Annotated in this window: 14 protein-coding genes, 2 tRNA genes and 1 pseudogene; 8 read left to right on the forward strand and 9 right to left on the reverse strand. The window is 51.5% G+C overall.

Annotation, left to right across the window (positions count from 1 at the left end):
* Positions 1–2: 2 nt before the first annotated feature.
* The 7 genes from sctS to ACO6VE_RS01815 form a co-directional block, all read right to left on the reverse strand.
* Positions 3–266, reverse strand: coding sequence for a type III secretion system export apparatus subunit SctS (sctS, locus tag ACO6VE_RS01785; protein WP_101748640.1), 264 nt, complete (start codon positions 264–266; stop codon positions 3–5).
* The gene (gene sctR / locus ACO6VE_RS01790; RefSeq protein WP_101748641.1) at positions 259–927 is read right to left on the reverse strand and encodes a type III secretion system export apparatus subunit SctR; all 669 of its coding nucleotides are present in this window, start codon (positions 925–927) and stop codon (positions 259–261) included. The genes sctS and sctR overlap by 8 nt, the downstream gene beginning before the upstream one ends.
* 57 nt (positions 928–984) lie before the next feature.
* Complete coding sequence (gene sctQ / locus ACO6VE_RS01795) at positions 985–1,956, reverse strand: type III secretion system cytoplasmic ring protein SctQ (protein WP_422449164.1); 972 nt, start codon at positions 1,954–1,956, stop codon at positions 985–987.
* Between the two features lie 8 nt (positions 1,957–1,964).
* Complete coding sequence (locus tag ACO6VE_RS01800) at positions 1,965–2,753, reverse strand: type III secretion HpaP family protein (protein ID WP_422449162.1); 789 nt, start codon at positions 2,751–2,753, stop codon at positions 1,965–1,967.
* A gap of 12 nt (positions 2,754–2,765) precedes the next feature.
* Positions 2,766–3,269 (reverse strand): type III secretion system stalk subunit SctO, encoded by a 504-nt coding sequence (gene sctO, locus ACO6VE_RS01805; protein WP_422449160.1) that lies wholly within the window; start codon positions 3,267–3,269, stop codon positions 2,766–2,768.
* A 4-nt stretch (positions 3,270–3,273) separates the two neighbouring features.
* A complete protein-coding gene (gene sctN, locus ACO6VE_RS01810; RefSeq protein ID WP_422449158.1) occupies positions 3,274–4,617 on the reverse strand; it encodes a type III secretion system ATPase SctN in 1,344 nt (447 codons plus the stop codon).
* Between the two features lie 306 nt (positions 4,618–4,923).
* Complete coding sequence (locus ACO6VE_RS01815; protein ID WP_101748737.1) at positions 4,924–5,430, reverse strand: type III secretion system chaperone; 507 nt, start codon at positions 5,428–5,430, stop codon at positions 4,924–4,926.
* Between the two features lie 245 nt (positions 5,431–5,675).
* On the opposite strand from ACO6VE_RS01815, the gene tadA reads away from it, so the two are divergent.
* From tadA to ACO6VE_RS01840, 5 genes are all read left to right on the forward strand, one after another.
* Positions 5,676–6,170, forward strand: a complete 495-nt coding sequence (gene tadA, locus ACO6VE_RS01820) for a tRNA adenosine(34) deaminase TadA (RefSeq protein ID WP_422449154.1) — start codon at positions 5,676–5,678, stop codon at positions 6,168–6,170.
* A gap of 206 nt (positions 6,171–6,376) precedes the next feature.
* A complete protein-coding gene (purL, locus tag ACO6VE_RS01825; RefSeq protein ID WP_422459410.1) occupies positions 6,377–10,303 on the forward strand; it encodes a phosphoribosylformylglycinamidine synthase in 3,927 nt (1,308 codons plus the stop codon).
* 41 nt (positions 10,304–10,344) lie between these two features.
* Entirely contained in the window at positions 10,345–10,815 is a 471-nt protein-coding gene (locus tag ACO6VE_RS01830; RefSeq protein ID WP_422449150.1) for a glycine zipper 2TM domain-containing protein, read from the forward strand.
* A 72-nt stretch (positions 10,816–10,887) separates the two neighbouring features.
* Positions 10,888–11,196, forward strand: coding sequence for a hypothetical protein (locus ACO6VE_RS01835; RefSeq protein WP_422459412.1), 309 nt, complete (start codon positions 10,888–10,890; stop codon positions 11,194–11,196).
* Positions 11,197–11,520: 324 nt separating this feature from the next.
* Positions 11,521–12,369: a sulfurtransferase gene (locus ACO6VE_RS01840; RefSeq protein ID WP_422459414.1), complete on the forward strand. Its 849-nt coding sequence runs from the start codon at positions 11,521–11,523 to the stop codon at positions 12,367–12,369.
* An 11-nt stretch (positions 12,370–12,380) separates the two neighbouring features.
* Here ACO6VE_RS01840 and ACO6VE_RS01845 read toward each other — a convergent pair whose 3' ends face one another.
* Positions 12,381–12,629, reverse strand: a complete 249-nt coding sequence (locus tag ACO6VE_RS01845; RefSeq protein WP_209275299.1) for a hypothetical protein — start codon at positions 12,627–12,629, stop codon at positions 12,381–12,383.
* A gap of 361 nt (positions 12,630–12,990) precedes the next feature.
* On the opposite strand from ACO6VE_RS01845, the gene ACO6VE_RS01850 reads away from it, so the two are divergent.
* From ACO6VE_RS01850 to ACO6VE_RS01860, 3 genes are all read left to right on the forward strand, one after another.
* The gene (locus tag ACO6VE_RS01850) at positions 12,991–14,355 is read left to right on the forward strand and encodes a class II 3-deoxy-7-phosphoheptulonate synthase (RefSeq protein ID WP_422449144.1); all 1,365 of its coding nucleotides are present in this window, start codon (positions 12,991–12,993) and stop codon (positions 14,353–14,355) included.
* 180 nt (positions 14,356–14,535) lie between these two features.
* Positions 14,536–14,612 (forward strand) — tRNA-Pro (locus tag ACO6VE_RS01855).
* 95 nt (positions 14,613–14,707) lie between these two features.
* A tRNA-Pro gene (locus ACO6VE_RS01860) sits at positions 14,708–14,784 on the forward strand.
* Positions 14,785–14,806: 22 nt separating this feature from the next.
* Here ACO6VE_RS01860 and ACO6VE_RS01865 read toward each other — a convergent pair.
* Positions 14,807–15,472, reverse strand: a pseudogene (locus tag ACO6VE_RS01865) (ISAzo13 family transposase); the annotation flags it as partial.
* Positions 15,473–15,587: the final 115 nt, after the last annotated feature.

Genomic DNA, 15,587 nt, shown 5'->3' on the forward strand with positions numbered 1-15,587 from the left:
GGTCAGAGCCTTTCGAACATATCCATCACGGCCACTGAGAAGTTATAAACCTCGATACCCATCCAGCGGGATGTCAGGAAGATACTGATAATGACCGCGACCAGTTTGAAGGCAAATGGCAGTGTCTGTTCCTGAATCTGGGTCAGTGCCTGAATCAAACTGATCAGCAGGCCAACCGCCGATGCCGCGATGATAGGAGGCATGGACAGTAACAGTGTCAGCCAGAGTGCCTGGGCTGTGAGTGTCAGTATATGCGGGTCATGCATAACTTAGCACCAGTCCGTGGATTAGCCGGGTCCAGCCATCCAGCAGTACGAACAGCAAGAGCTTGAAGGGCAGGGATATGGTCATGGGTGACACCATCATCATACCCATAGCGAGAAGGATGTTAGAGACGATCAGGTCAATAACGATAAACGGCAAATAGAGCAGAAAGCCAATCTCGAACGCCTTGGTCAGTTCCGTGATACAGTAGGACGGCATCAGAACCACCAGGTCATCTGCGCTCAGTTGTGCCTGATACGCCTTTGGCCACAATATTCTTGCGGTTTTCAGAAAGAAGTTTCTTTCCCGCTCCGTGGTATTTTTTTTCAGGAAGTCCCGATAGGGGGCTATCAGCAGTTCAATGTTATTCATCAGCTCTCTACTGTCTTCACCCTGAAAGCTGATGTTCTCCTCTTGCGCGATATCCCATGCCTCAAAACCTACCGGTGCCATGATGTAAAGTGTCAGGATAATGGCCAGGGCATTCATGGCAATATTGGGAGGAATCTGCTGCAGACCGGTAGCGTTTCTGAGAATGGAAAATACCACCACCAGTTTCAGGAAGGATGTACCCATCACCGCAAGAAAGGGCACCAGCGCCATCAGCGCCAGTGGGATCATCAGATAAAATGGACTGGTGAGAGTAATTGCGCCGCTTTCCATAGTCGCCTTTTCCAGTCTCAGAGTATGAACAAGAGACTTTATTGTTTAGGTAGTCAGTCAGTCGACAATTCTGGTAATACGTGCACCCAGTCGATTATTTATTTGTACCAGCTGGCACTCGGCAATCAATTTGCCGCCGGCACGAACCTTAACCGGTTGTTCGATGGGACGATCCAGCTCAAACACATGGCCAGGCTGAAGAGACTGGACTTCCTGTGCGGTGAACTGCTGTCGCCCCACTTCGAATACCAGGTCAATCTCAATATCTGACAGGTCGATAGGCTCCTGTTCATGATGCATTTGATCGTCTTCCATTGAGTCCATCCTGTGCTTGATGGTGATGTGAGAACCCTCTGCTTCCCCGATGAAAGCCGTATCCGGGTTCACTCTGATAATCAGCTGCTGCCCGGTGACGTGGTAATTAAAAAATACAATGTCACCGACACCCAGGGCGCTGGTTTCCTCTTTAGACAGTTTTGCCCGTCCAAGTTCAAGACCTGCCCAGATAGGTATATCGGTGGATTGCTCCCGGATATGAGTGGGCAGCAGTTTGAGCAACTCAAAAACAATGGGCGTGCTTTCCAGGTAAATGGGGTACTGCGTACCGCCTATCCGGATATTCATCGCCAGTTCTGCACGCTTTGATTTATCTTTATTCGGTGCCAGGTCAGTAAACTGGATGGCAATACCAAGCCCCTGCATCAGATGCTCCAGCAGGGTTTGCAGCCTGTTTCCCAGAGCGGCCAGCATCAAGTCTTTTGGCAGTTTCAGCAGTATCTTGCTGTTCAGATTGTCCGGCATGATCAGGTCAATGAAGGCACTGCCGGTGTACAGAGAAACGGGCTGGTGATTGATTTCCAGCTGCATGCAGATAGCAGGCATGGTTTCCGGGGCAATACTGCCCAGGGATATGTCCCACCTGTCCTCATTAACCGGCAGTGCAAGCTCTGTCTGGCGGTTGCTGAGGATTTGGCCAAGCAGCAGCTGCGACGGTGAGACAGAGGGTAGATCAAGAGTTTCTGCTGCCATGGTTCAACCTATGCCCGGTCGTTTCTGGAAGAGTTCTGGTCGTTATCATCTTCTGCCGCATACTGGTTACGGGAGCGACCATCACTGTCCTGGTTATCGCCGCCTGACATATTGATATTTACCTGAACCTTGTCGTTGGAGAATCGCTCAGCCAGCATTTTCTGCAGGTTGGCTTCATGCTGGGCCAGAAAATTTCCGGCTTCTGCTGATGTGGTGTTCATGGTGACTGTCAACTCGCCACCGTGTCTCTGGATTCTGATCTCGGTACCCGGCAGCACATTGTCTTTCAGGGAAATGCGAACCTCTGCCCCATTCACCGCATCCTTGGCAGACACCTGTATTTGATCGGCCATCTTCTGAAGTGCAGCTTCAACTTCTTTCACGCTGCTGGCCTGCTGGATCTCACGAATCTGGGTCTGAAGCTGGGTATCGGCTTTAATTGGGTTCTGGGCGTTATTGACCATGACCTGCTCAGAGGCGTCTTCGCGGGTATTCTTGAACATATTCTCATTGTTTTTCTCTTCCTGAGAACCTTCGCGAGAACCTTTTTCCTGGCGTCCCCTGATGGCATTCTTAGAGTTTTTGTTCCGCTCGGCCAGCAGGCTTTCCAGACTTTCCAGGCTTTGCTCCTTATCGCCACCCGTTTTTTTCTCTTTGCCACGCTTTTCTTTTGCCATGCGATCCGCAAAGTCGTTAGCCTGCTTATCGGATACATTGCGACTTTGCTGGTTAGCATCATTCTGTTGCGGGGGTGGAGTTGGCTGAGTGTTGGTTTGATTCACGCCGTGTGTTGACATGATGGTTAACTCCTATTCCTTGGATTTGACGGTAAATTCTTCCATTTCCAGATCTTCAAGACGTTTGGCTTCTTTCTCAGCCTCTTCATCCTGTACCTTGCAGAACTCCTCAAACTTCTCCACAGCCATCTTGGCTTTAAAGTGAGCCTGTCTCGCTTCTTCCAGGACCTGCTCCGCTTTGACTACCTGTTGTTGTGCTTCTACCACCCGTTTTTCTGCATCGGCAATGGCCTGTTCCAGGGAGGCATCTTTCTCCCGTAACATGGCAACTTTCTGCTTCAACAGATCCAGATCATGCTGCTGAACACTTGTGTTCATAATGTTATCGTATAGCCGCTGTTCTTCTTGACTGCGCCATACAACATACTCTTCCAGATCCTTTTGACGTTGTGCCACTTCCTGCTTGCGTTGTTCGACCTCCTGATGGGCGAGATCCAGCTCATGCTGACAGCGCTTCACCTCCCGTTCAGCCGATTCCTCCCGTATATTTTTAACCTTCAGCAGATCATGCAGCATCTTCTCAGTAACCTACGATTTGCTGTAGTTGGGCAATTGTCTGGTCGAGGGGCATCAGTTCATCCGTTCTCTGCTTGAGAAAAGAGCGGATGGTTTCAATTTTCTGAATCGCCTCGTCGGCCAGTGGGTCAGCCCCCTGTTTGTATTCCCCGACTTTTACCAGTAATTCAATATCTTCATATTTGGACATCAGGGCTCTTGCCCGACTGACCGCCGCCCGGTGGTCTTCGGTAGTAATGGCATTCATCACACGGCTGGCACTGGCCAGCACATCAATGGCCGGGTAGTGCCCGGATGCGGCCAGCTTTCGGGAGAGAATGATATGACCATCAAGAATCGAGCGTGTTTCATCCGCTACCGGCTCGGTCATGTCATCCCCTTCAACCAGCACGGTATAGAGTGCCGTAATAGAGCCTACATCTGACATCCCGGTGCGCTCCATCAGCTTGGGAAGGGTGGCAAATACCGAAGGCGGGAAACCCCGACGGGTCGGTGGTTCTCCGGCGGCCAGTCCGATCTCACGCTGGGCACGGGCAAAACGGGTGACAGAGTCCATAAGCAGAAGAACCCGTTTGCCTTTATCACGAAAAAACTCAGCAACGGCTGTTGCAGTGTAAGCGGCTTTGGAACGCTCCATGGAGGACTTGTCGGAGGTCGCCACAATAATAACCGATTTCTTAACCCCCTCCGGGCCAAGGTCGTGCTCGATAAACTCCCGCAGCTCCCGCCCCCGTTCACCGATCAGGGCCAGTACGGTGACATCCACTTCCGCTCCCTTGACCAGCATGGACAACAGGGTACTCTTACCACCACCGGCCGCTGCAAAGATCCCCATTCTCTGCCCTTCACCACAGGTTAGAACGCCATCAATGGCTTTAACGCCCAGGGGAATGGGGTGGTCAATAATTCTTCGGGTCATGGGGTCGGGGGCATCGGTATAAACCGGGTAATGAGCTTCAGGCTCAATGCCATCAAATGCGTCAGGGTTTAATGGGTTGCCCATACCGTCCAGCACATGCCCCAGCAGGTGAGGGCCAACGGCTACGTGGTGTACTTTGCCGGTTGGAATAACTTCAGTGGTGGAGGAGATCCCCATAATTTCACCCAGGGGGGATAGTACCGTCTCATGTCCCTGGAAACCGACCACTTCGGCGTATGAGTTCCGGTCGCTGTCATCAGGGTTATTGGGGGATACCAGCTCACAGAGCTCACCGATTTTGACACCAGGCACCGCCGCTTTGATGATCATGCCCTGAACTTCAGTAACACGGCCACGAATATCAATCAGCCTGCCGCTTTCCACGGTGCTTTGCAGCGCATTGGTGAGATAGTTAAAAGTTTGAGCCAACTTGATGCCTCCATTATTTTTCTTGCTATGGATATGCTGCTATCGAGATCCTTCTGCTTTCCATGCTCGGTAAATGCAGCATTACCTGCCCTGACAGCATGGAGTTATTATCCAGACGCGGCAGAGTATAGTTGCTCTACTCAATACGTGGCTGAAAAACCGGATAAAGGATTCCCGAATCCATTACAGGCTGCTATTTTTCTTTTCGGCCTGATGATTTCGAGCTGAAATGGTGTTGGTAAAATAAATGCAGCGAAATAAAAGAAGGGCTGTGAAAGCCCTTCATGGTATTGGGTATTTTGGGAGTTACACCATCATTCCCATATCGCCGGGGCCTCCGGGGGCTCCTCCGGGACCACTCTGGGGGCGGGGAGGGGTGGATGTTGAAGAAGTCTGGTCCTGCTTGGACTCATCCAGTTCACTGACACACCATTCCAGAGTGTTGACGAACTTTTCCAGGGTGGACTCGAATAAACCGTAATCGCAGGAAGCCTGCAGGGAGCGAATCAGCAGTACTTCAGTTTTGTCATGGTTCAAGGCCAGAAAGGCACCCTGCATACTATGGTGCTGGAGGTTCAGTGAACACATTTTTTCCAGCAGTGTGGTTTTCTCCGGACTGTCATGGGTAATCATGGGTCGAACAGAAGCAACAAATACCAGCGCCTCATCATCTTCCAGATACTCCATGTTCACGATCAGGGTGTCGTCAAAACACAACCCGCAGGCATCGTGTTCGTTTAATTTGAGTTCTCCCAGGCCGATGCTCTGGGCAAAGTGTTGTAGATGCTGTTCTACATTCTGCTTGAAAGACATCAGGCCCTTCCCTCCAGTGATTTATTTTTCATAATTGAGCAATTTATTTTTGATAGGCTATTTATAGCTTAGACACTATATATAGCTCAGACATTCGCCATGGGAAAAAATTCCATAGATTTAATCGGCGGATTGTCACATTTCATAAAAAGCTGAAATAAATTCGCCAATCAAGGGATGAAAAGCCTGCCGTTTTACTTCATGATGCAAAATCGCTCAAGATTGTCAGGTTTGGTAGATAGTTTGTGATTGATGACACCATTTGGATGAAAGAAGCCCTGCTGGAAGCTGATAAAGGCCGTACCCTGGGCGAGGTGCCCGTCGGTGCTGTCGTGGTTAAGGAGGGTCAGATCATCGCCCGGGCGTGTAATCAACCTATTTCATCCTGTAATCCCGTTGCTCATGCTGAAATTCTGGTACTTCAGTCAGCGGCTGCAGCCATTGGCAACTACCGTCTGCTGGATTGTGATCTCTATGTTACGCTGGAGCCCTGCACCATGTGTGCAGGTGCGATTGTCCACAGTCGGATTCGTCGCCTGATCTACGGTGCAACAGAACCCAAGGCCGGTGCCATTGTCAGTGCCGCAAGGGTTCTTGAACAGCCTCAGATGAACCACCGGGTAGAGGTTACCGGAGGTGTCCTTCAAGATGAATGCAGTGGGATGATCAGCGAGTTTTTTCGTTTTCGCCGTCAGCAAATTCGTGAACAGCGGGGAAAGCAGCCTTTTGTTGATAAATAGCCTGTGACTGCTGGTTTCCGAAGGCTGGTTTCGATTATTATAGGCAGCCTTTGAATATCCCCCTGAGTTGAGAGGCTAAAGCATAAGGGCTGGCTGTAATCCAATCAGGAAGTGGCCACTCATCCGGGCTTCCTGATGTTTATTATTAGCTCATCCAGGCTGTAGCTCCTCACTAGCTGTTAATTGGCCCGAGGACAGACCAGAACATGCTGATACTGCGTGGCACCCCTGCACTTTCCCAGTTTCGCCGTCAAAAGCTGCTCGCTCAGCTGCAGAGCCGAGTGCCAGAGATCTCCTGTGTTGTTGCTGAATTCCAGCATTATGTGAAAATCCAGTCGTCCTGTGCGGAAGGTCTGAGTGAGAGGCAGTCTGATATTCTGGCCAGACTATTGACTTACGGCCCAAAGATTCAACAGATAGAACCTGACAGCTTTTCTTCCAGGGCAGAATTTCTGGTGGTTCCCCGTCCGGGCACGATTTCCCCCTGGTCCAGTAAAGCATCCGATATTGCTCACAATTGTGGCCTCGGTATGATCCAGCGAATCGAGCGAGGCGTTCGGTTTTTGGTGTTTGCGGATACCCGTTTATCAGAAGATCAGGAAACACGGATTGCAGATTTGCTCCATGACCGGATGACTCAGGCTGTCTTCCGTGATGAGGGTGAAATTACCAAACTGTTTGTTGTGGCCGAGCCAGCCCCGATGACTACTGTGTCCATTCTGGAAGGCGGCAGAGAGGCACTGGCTGCGGCTAATCTTTCCCTGGGCCTGGCTCTGGCTGAGGATGAAATCAACTATCTGATAGAGAGCTATCAAAAACTCGAACGGGATCCTACGGATGTTGAGTTGATGATGTTTGCCCAGGCAAACTCGGAACACTGTCGGCATAAAATTTTTAATGCTTCCTGGAGTATTGATGGTGAAGAGCAGGATCTTTCCCTGTTCAAGATGATCCGAAATACTCATGCCCTGCACAGTGAAGGGGTGCTGTCAGCTTATAAAGATAACGCCTCGGTTATTGAAGGTTTCCACGCAAAACGGTTTTACCCGGAATCTGATAGCCGTGAATATGGTTTCAATGAGGACGATATTCATATCCTCATGAAGGTAGAAACCCACAACCACCCGACGGCCATCGCACCCTGGGCGGGAGCCGCCACCGGTTCTGGTGGTGAAATTCGTGATGAAGGTGCCACCGGTAAGGGATCCAGGCCCAAGGCCGGTCTGACCGGATTCACCGTATCTAACCTGAACATTCCAGGCTATCAACAGCCCTGGGAACAGGATTATGGCAAGCCAGGCCGCATTGTCTCGCCGCTGGAAATCATGATCGAAGGCCCATTAGGCGGTGCCGGTTTTAATAATGAGTTTGGTCGTCCAAACCTGTGTGGCTATTTTCGTACCTTTGAGGCCAGCGTCAAAGGCGTTGCAGGCTATGAGGTTCGTGGCTATCACAAGCCCATTATGCTGGCCGGTGGTCTTGGCAATATCAAAGCTGAACACGTTGAAAAAGGGGAGATCCCGGTGGGTGCCAGGCTGATTGTCCTGGGCGGTCCTGCCATGCAGATTGGCCTGGGTGGTGGCGCGGCCTCTTCCATGACATCGGGTGAAGGTCAGGAAGACCTGGACTTTGCCAGTGTGCAACGAGACAACCCGGAAATGGAGCGTCGATGCCAGGAGGTGATCGACCGTTGCTGGCAGCAGGGGGACAGGAACCCCATCGCATTTATTCACGATGTGGGGGCCGGTGGTCTCTCCAACGCACTGCCTGAACTCGTCAGTGATGGTGGCCGGGGCGGTCACTTCCAGTTGCGTGCCATTCATAATGATGAACCGGGCATGTCGCCGCTGGCGCTCTGGTGTAATGAGTCCCAGGAACGTTATGTGATGGCGGTGGCTGCAGAAGACCTTCCCCGCTTCGAGGAGGTCTGTCAGCAGGAGCGTTGCCCTTATGCCGTGGTAGGTGAGGCGACCCAAGAGCAGCGGCTGCTGCTGGATGACAGCCACTTCAATAATCACCCGGTGGATATGCCGCTGGATGTGCTGCTGGGTAAACCACCCAGGATGCACCGTGAGATTCAACGTCAGTCCTTCGAGCGTGATCCCCTGGACCTGACCGACATCAAGCTGCTGGAAGCGATGGAGCGGGTATTAAAACTGCCATCCGTTGCCAGCAAGAACTTCCTGATCACCATTGGCGACCGAACCATTACCGGTCTGGTTAATCGTGACCAGATGGTGGGCCCCTGGCAGGTGCCTGTGGCAGACTGCGCGGTGACCGCAACGGCTTTTCAGGGCTATACCGGCGAAGCCATGTCCATGGGGGAACGCACACCGCTTGCCCTGATCAATGCTCCTGCTTCCGGGCGCATGGCGATTGGCGAGGCGATCACCAATATCTCTGCTGCCCGTATTGGTAAAATCGGCGATATCAAACTGTCGGCCAACTGGATGGCCGCAGCAGGTCATCCCGGTGAAGATGAAAACCTGTTTGATACGGTTAAGGCCGTGGGTATGGAGCTTTGCCCGGCACTGGGTATTGCTATTCCGGTGGGTAAAGACTCCATGTCCATGAGCACCCAATGGCAGGAAAATGGGGAAGATAAGCGTGTCACTTCACCACTGTCGCTGGTTATCTCGGCATTCGCCCCGGTTCGGGATATTCGCAAGACGGTGACGCCTCAACTGAGGACGGATCAGGGTAATACTGATCTGCTGTTGATTGACCTTGGCCGTGATCACAACCGACTGGGTGGTTCAGCACTGGCCCAGGTCTATGGTCAGTTAGGTGACTCGGCACCGGATGTTAACTCTCCGGAAGATCTGAAAGGATTCTTTAATGCCATTCAGGAACTGATGGATAAAGACCTGCTGCTGGCCTACCACGACCGCTCCGACGGTGGCCTGTTTACCACCCTGATTGAGATGGCGTTTGCTGGCCATACCGGTATTGCGGTTGATCTGGATAAGCTGGCTGGCAACAAGTCCATGGTTCTGCCAGCTCTGTTTAATGAAGAGCTGGGTGCGGTTATCCAGGTGCGCCACCGCGAGAAAGGCCTTGTTAAGGATATCCTGGCTCAGCATGGTCTTGCTGCCTGTTCTCACACCATCGGTACCCTGGCTGCTGGCCAGCGGGTATCGTTCCGGTTCAATGGAGCCGAGCTGGTCAGTGAAAGCCGGATCAAGTTCCAGCGCTGGTGGGCAGAAACCAGTTATCGCATTCAGGCGCTGCGGGACAATGCCGAGTGTGCACGACAGGAGTTCGATAACCTGCTGGATGATCATGATGACGGGCTTCATGCCTCCCTGCCTTACGATATCTCTCTGGATGTGGCGGCTCCCTATATCAACACCGGTGTTCGTCCAGCCATGGCCATTTTGCGGGAGCAGGGTGTCAATGGTCAGGTAGAAATGGCGGCGGCCTTTGACCGGGCTGGTTTCAAAACAGTTGATGTGCACATGAGTGATATCCTGTCCGGTCGACGTACTCTGGATGAATTTACAGGTCTGGTGGCCTGTGGTGGCTTCTCTTATGGGGATGTTCTGGGAGCCGGAGAAGGCTGGGCCAAGTCGATTCTCTTTAATGAACAGGCCCGTGATCAGTTTGCCCGCTTCTTCGATCGTCGCGACAGTTTTGCCCTGGGTGTATGCAACGGCTGTCAGATGCTCTCCAATCTGCATGACCTGATTCCCGGTGCTGACTACTGGCCTCACTTTGTCCGCAACCAGTCTGAGCAGTTTGAGGCCCGGGTGGCGATGGTTAAGGTTCAGAAGAGCCACTCAATCCTCTTCCGGGGGATGGAGGGTGCCCGTATGCCAATTGCTGTCGCTCATGGGGAAGGGCATGCCGAGTTTGCCGATCCGTCTCACCTGGAGCGGCTGGCGAACAGTGGTCAGGTGTCTTTGCAGTTTGTGGATAACCAGGGCAGGCCCACCACACGTTATCCCTACAACCCCAACGGCTCGGTGCAGGGAATTACTGGCCTGACCTCTGCCGATGGTCGGGTTACCATTATGATGCCCCATCCTGAGCGGGTATTCCGTACAGTTCAAAACAGCTGGCACCCGGAGCACTGGGGTGAAGATGCACCGTTGATGAGAATGTTCCGCAACGCACGGGTCTGGGTCGGTTAACAGGAAAGGTCTTTCCTGTTTTCCCAAAAGGAGTTAACGACATGAATTTGAGACGCTATTGGGCCATATTGCCCCTCACTTTTGCCGCTCTGCTGTCAGGGTGTATGACGGACAGCACAGGGACAACCTATTCAAGCAGTGAGGCCCGGAGAATCCAGCAGGTCAGTTTTGGCACTGTTTCCGAGCTGCAATATGTAACACTGGAAGGCACTGAAGGTGCTGTGGGTACTGTAGCCGGTGCGGCCATTGGTGGTATTGCAGGATCCAGTGTTGGCGGTGGCAGAGGCAGTGATATTGCCGCTATCCTGGGCGGAGTTGCCGGTGGTGTGCTGGGGAGCAGGGCTGAAAAACAGCTGACCACACAGCAGGGTATTGAGATGACCATTCGGCTTGATAGTGGAAAATATATTTCAGTGGTTCAGGAGGTTGACTCAAAAGCGCCTATGCAGGTGGGTGATGCGGTGAAGATTTTGACGCAGGGTAACACGACTCGGGTTGTTCGAATGCGATAGTTTGATGGAGCGGGGCTCGTCTCCGCTCTTGAATAAGTTTTGGAGGCTTTCCGGCTATGGGTGAGGATGGGCATGAGTAACAAGACAATTGCAGTAGTGCTGGCGGCTCTTCTGGCTCTGGGTGTGACTGGCTGGTTTTTGCTGGCTAAAAAGGATGAGCCTGAACCATTGCCCGTAACGGAAGTCATTCCGATACAGCAGGAGGTCATAGACACGCCGGTGGGAGAGCCTGCTTTCTCTCCGGGCATCGAATTTGACGAGTCTTCCGAAGAAACCCGAATCATCCTGAAAACGCCGGATAACGGAGAGTTGAGCAACCTGCTTTCGGAAAAAGTGCTTCGTGATGACAAGGTAGTGGACAAGCCTGCAACCGGAAAATGATGAAAGTGTGAGACATATCTCACATTTTTTCGCGTAATCACTGCTATTGCCATCACGAGTGTATTGATAACGTAAACCTTGCATGGATGCACTTGTCACACGGATGTGACCCCGCCAGCTCTGCTGGTGGGTTTTATTTCTCTTCTTAACTTCCCTTTCCTCCGAACTATTCCTCCCTTCGAACCACGGTTATCAGGACTGGTTGCAAAGCCACTGTCATTTTTTTACTGTGTGGCAAGAAAAGTAAACCTTCATAAATGTTTCATAGTGGTGTGTTAGCTGCACTGGGCTCCGCCTCGGTTAGCAGCCAGACAGAGGTAAGTGATGCCTTTATTAATAGAGCCGGAGATGCTGGCTACCCTGTTGAACGACCAACATCTGCTGGTTCTGGATGCTCGATTCAGTCTCGCCGACCCGAAACAGGGACGGGTGATGTATCACCAGGGACATATTCCGGGAGCGCTCCATGCTGATCTTGAAGCAGATCTCTCCGGTTTGATTATTCCCGGTAAAACTGGCAGGCATCCACTGCCCGAGTCGGCAGACTGGCAGGCAACACTCCGTCGTTGGGGAATGGATAAGCACTCTCAGGTCGTTGTTTATGATGATGGCGGTCATGCCATGGCCGCCAGGGCCTGGTGGCTGTTACGTTGGGCGGGTATCTCTCAGGCTATGATTCTGCATGGCGGCATGAAAGCCTGGCAGGCGGGCCGTTATCCTGTGACTAACGATGTGTCTGAAGTGGCAGAAACTCAGGCTGATTTTACCACGGGACATATGCCAACGGTTTCAGCGCAGGATCTTATGGCGCAGATAGAAACTGAAGATAGCCTTAGTTATAAACTGATTGATGCCAGGGCTTATGAGCGATTCCGTGGAGAAGAAGAAACCCTGGACTCGCAGGCTGGGCACATTCCCGGGGCGGTATGCCATCCATTCGCCAAAAACCTGGATGAAGATGGCCGCTTTCTTTCAGCGGATCACTTGCGGGAGCTATTTACTGCACTGGTTGGCGACGACTCCCGGCCTGTCTTCTACTGTGGCTCCGGTGTTACCGCCTGTCACAATATTTTTGCCATGGAGCTTGCGGGTTTGTCGGGTGCCACACTGTACCCCGGCTCATGGAGCGAATGGATAACAGACCCCCTGCATCCTGTCGCCAGAGGCCAATAGCTTCGTGTCATTCAGAGTAACCCACGGGATTTTATCGGGCTCAGCTCGCGGATGTGTTTCTGCTGAGCCAGCCTGCCAACAATCTGATGCTGACTGGTAAAACCGGAAACGCACATCTTGATTTCATACTGATCTTTTTTGCTGTTCAGCTCAGCAACAAAACTTTTCAGGTGTAACCCGTTCTCGCTGCTGCACTGGAGAATTTGTTCAAGGCTGCCGGGATCACTGGTGGTGATCAGTCGAAGGTTCAACTCGTTCACGCTGTCATTTCCTGTCAGTGGCAAATGGTCATAAAAAAGCCCCCGGACCGGTTAGGGTGCGGGGGCTCGTTTCTGCTTTTCAGCTATCCACGATAACCCCCCCGGAGCATCATAATGGTGCCGGGTTTCATGGTAATCATGGCAAGCAGTGAAGAATTCATAGCGATAAGTAAGTATGCGTATTGTTGTTCGGTCAAAACTTATAACAAACCAGATAGGGTATGTAAAGTCTTAAGTTCGGCTAATCAGCGATAATTCTTGATATATCTTCCATAATTATTCATGGGAAAACCTCTCAGCCTTGATGATGTATTCAGGTAGAATGACTGTTTTTAGCGAGTGTTAAAGAGCTGGTGACTTAATGAATTCATGGACTGTTGATAGCTGGAGACATATGCCGTTGCTCCAGCTGCCGGAATATCCCGACCAGGAAAAATTGAGCCGGGTTGAACAGGAGCTGGCTGCCATGCCACCGCTGGTTTTTGCGGGTGAAGTGAATGAGTTGAGAAACCGTCTGGCAGAAGCGACCGAAGGCAGAGCATTTCTGCTGCAGGGGGGAGACTGTGCAGAAAGCTTCCTGGAGTTCTCGGCTAATAACATCCGTGACACGTTTAAAGTCATGATGCAGATGGCGGTGGTGCTCACCTTTGGTGCTGCCTGCCCGGTGATCAAGGTAGGGCGTTTGGCCGGCCAATTTGCCAAGCCAAGAACTTCTGGCACTGAAACCATCAATGGTGTTGAATTGCCGATCTATCGCGGTGATATCATTAACGGCACCGAGTTTACCCCGGCGGCTCGTAATCCGGACCCCCAGAGAATGCTGCAGGCCTATCACCAGGCTGCTTCCACCCTGAACCTGCTGCGAGCTTTTGCCCAGGGTGGCCTGGCCTCTCTGGAACAGGTGCATGCCTGGAATCTGGACTTTGTTGCAAACAGCCCACAGACTGATCAATACCGCAACATGGCTGACCGAATTGATGAATCGCTGGATTTCATGAGAGCCTGTGGCATCTCAGCAGAGCATTCGTCCACCATCCGAGAAACCGCATTTTATACCTCCCATGAAGCGTTGTTGCTGCCTTACGAACAGGCGCTGACCCGCCGTGATAGCCTGTCCGGTAACTGGTATGACTGCTCAGCCCATATGCTCTGGGTGGGTGACCGAACCCGTCAGGTCGATGGTGGCCATGTTGAATTTGTTCGTGGTATTCAAAACCCGATTGGTTTGAAAGCAGGCCCAACCCTGCCACCGGATGACCTGATTCGGCTGATTGACCGGATCAACCCGGAGAATATTCCCGGCAAATTGAACATCATTGTCCGCATGGGGGCTGACAACCTGGAGAAAGGCCTGCCGCCACTGCTGAAAGCGGTTCAGCGTGAAGGGCGCAATGTGCTCTGGAGCTGTGATCCAATGCACGGGAATACCTACAAGGCCAGCAATGGCTATAAAACCCGTGAAGTGTCGAAAATTCTCTCAGAAGTTGAGCAGTTCTTCGCGGCTCATCGCGCCGAGGGAACCTATGCCGGCGGCGTTCACTTTGAAATGACCGGTCAGAATGTGACGGAGTGTGTCGGCGGTGCCAATGCCGTGACGGAAGATCATCTGGGCAATCGTTATCATACCCACTGTGATCCTCGCCTGAATGCTGATCAGGCGCTGGAGCTGGCATTCCTGATTGCTGATACCCTGAAGAAGTGCCGCACGTTGAGAGATAGAACATAGTTTAGGCTCAACCATGCAAGACCGCATTAGCATCATCCGGTGATATTACGACATTAGCTCTGGATGCCACTGTTAATGCGGCTAACATATTCCGTTTAACCAGCAAGTTTAAAAAATAGACATGGTTTACTGATAGCTGTTGACTTATCGTTCAAAAACAATATGATAGGTTTCATCTAACGGGGTATAGCGCAGTCTGGTAGCGCGCCTGCTTTGGGAGCAGGATGTCGGGAGTTCGAATCTCTCTACCCCGACCATATTTCCTTTCCTTACTTCTCTTCTTAAAGCTTCATTGAATTCTTCTCTGCTGCCATTGACAGTTTCGTCTGCATGTCTAGAATAGCTCTGGCTTCGGCGTGTAGCGCAGCCTGGTAGCGCATTTCGTTCGGGACGAAAGGGTCGGAGGTTCGAATCCTCTCACGCCGACCAGAAGCCTTTCCGCCATCTTCCTTTAAAGTCCGTAACCCCTTGATTTTACTGGTTTACTGGCTTCTAGCCTATCTTTACTACCGCCACCATCGCACATAATTAATATCTCATCTTCATTTGGATAGTCTTTCTGTCCATGCTCAAGCCACCAGAGAGCAATGCACTCACAAGAAAATTCAGACGTGTCTTTACTGGTATTTAAATGAACCACTGACTTGTTTTTGCCCAAGTCGTATATCCCATGTGGTATAACTTTGCCATTGCCCTGACTGGGGAAATCGTGATCATTGACAATCGTTGGCTCAATAGCATCCGTCACCCCTTCGCGATAGAAATTACCCAATGTCTCCTTCTTCTTGGTATCCATGCTAAGTACTGGCTTGCCTGCATCCAAATATTCCTGCTTCAATCTTTTAAGATTTCTGAATTGTGCGTCGCGATCTTTATTCTGCCCCATCGTTCTCTTTTTCTGAGGCTTACGACGACGGAAACCTTGTTCATAAAGCACCTTGGAGACGATATTCTTACTTGCCAGAGTGTCTGTCTTCTCAAGTTGTCGGGAAATATTTCGGCGGGATAGATTTGTCCATCGGACTTCCTGCCGCATAGGATCACCTGCGGTGTGATCGTGTAGAATACGGAGCACGTTCTCAACCAAACAGGGACATACCACCGTTAGTCTTCTTCTTCCCCCCCTTTTTTACGAATCCGATTCGTAGTGAGCTGCTTTTTGGAATTAAGTTCAGTTATTCCGTGAGCAACAGTTTCCCGATGACAGCCCAGTAATCGAGATATGTACTCGA

The sequence above is a fragment of the Endozoicomonas sp. ALB115 genome (assembly GCF_049310245.1).
Lineage (GTDB): Bacteria > Pseudomonadota > Gammaproteobacteria > Pseudomonadales > Endozoicomonadaceae > Endozoicomonas.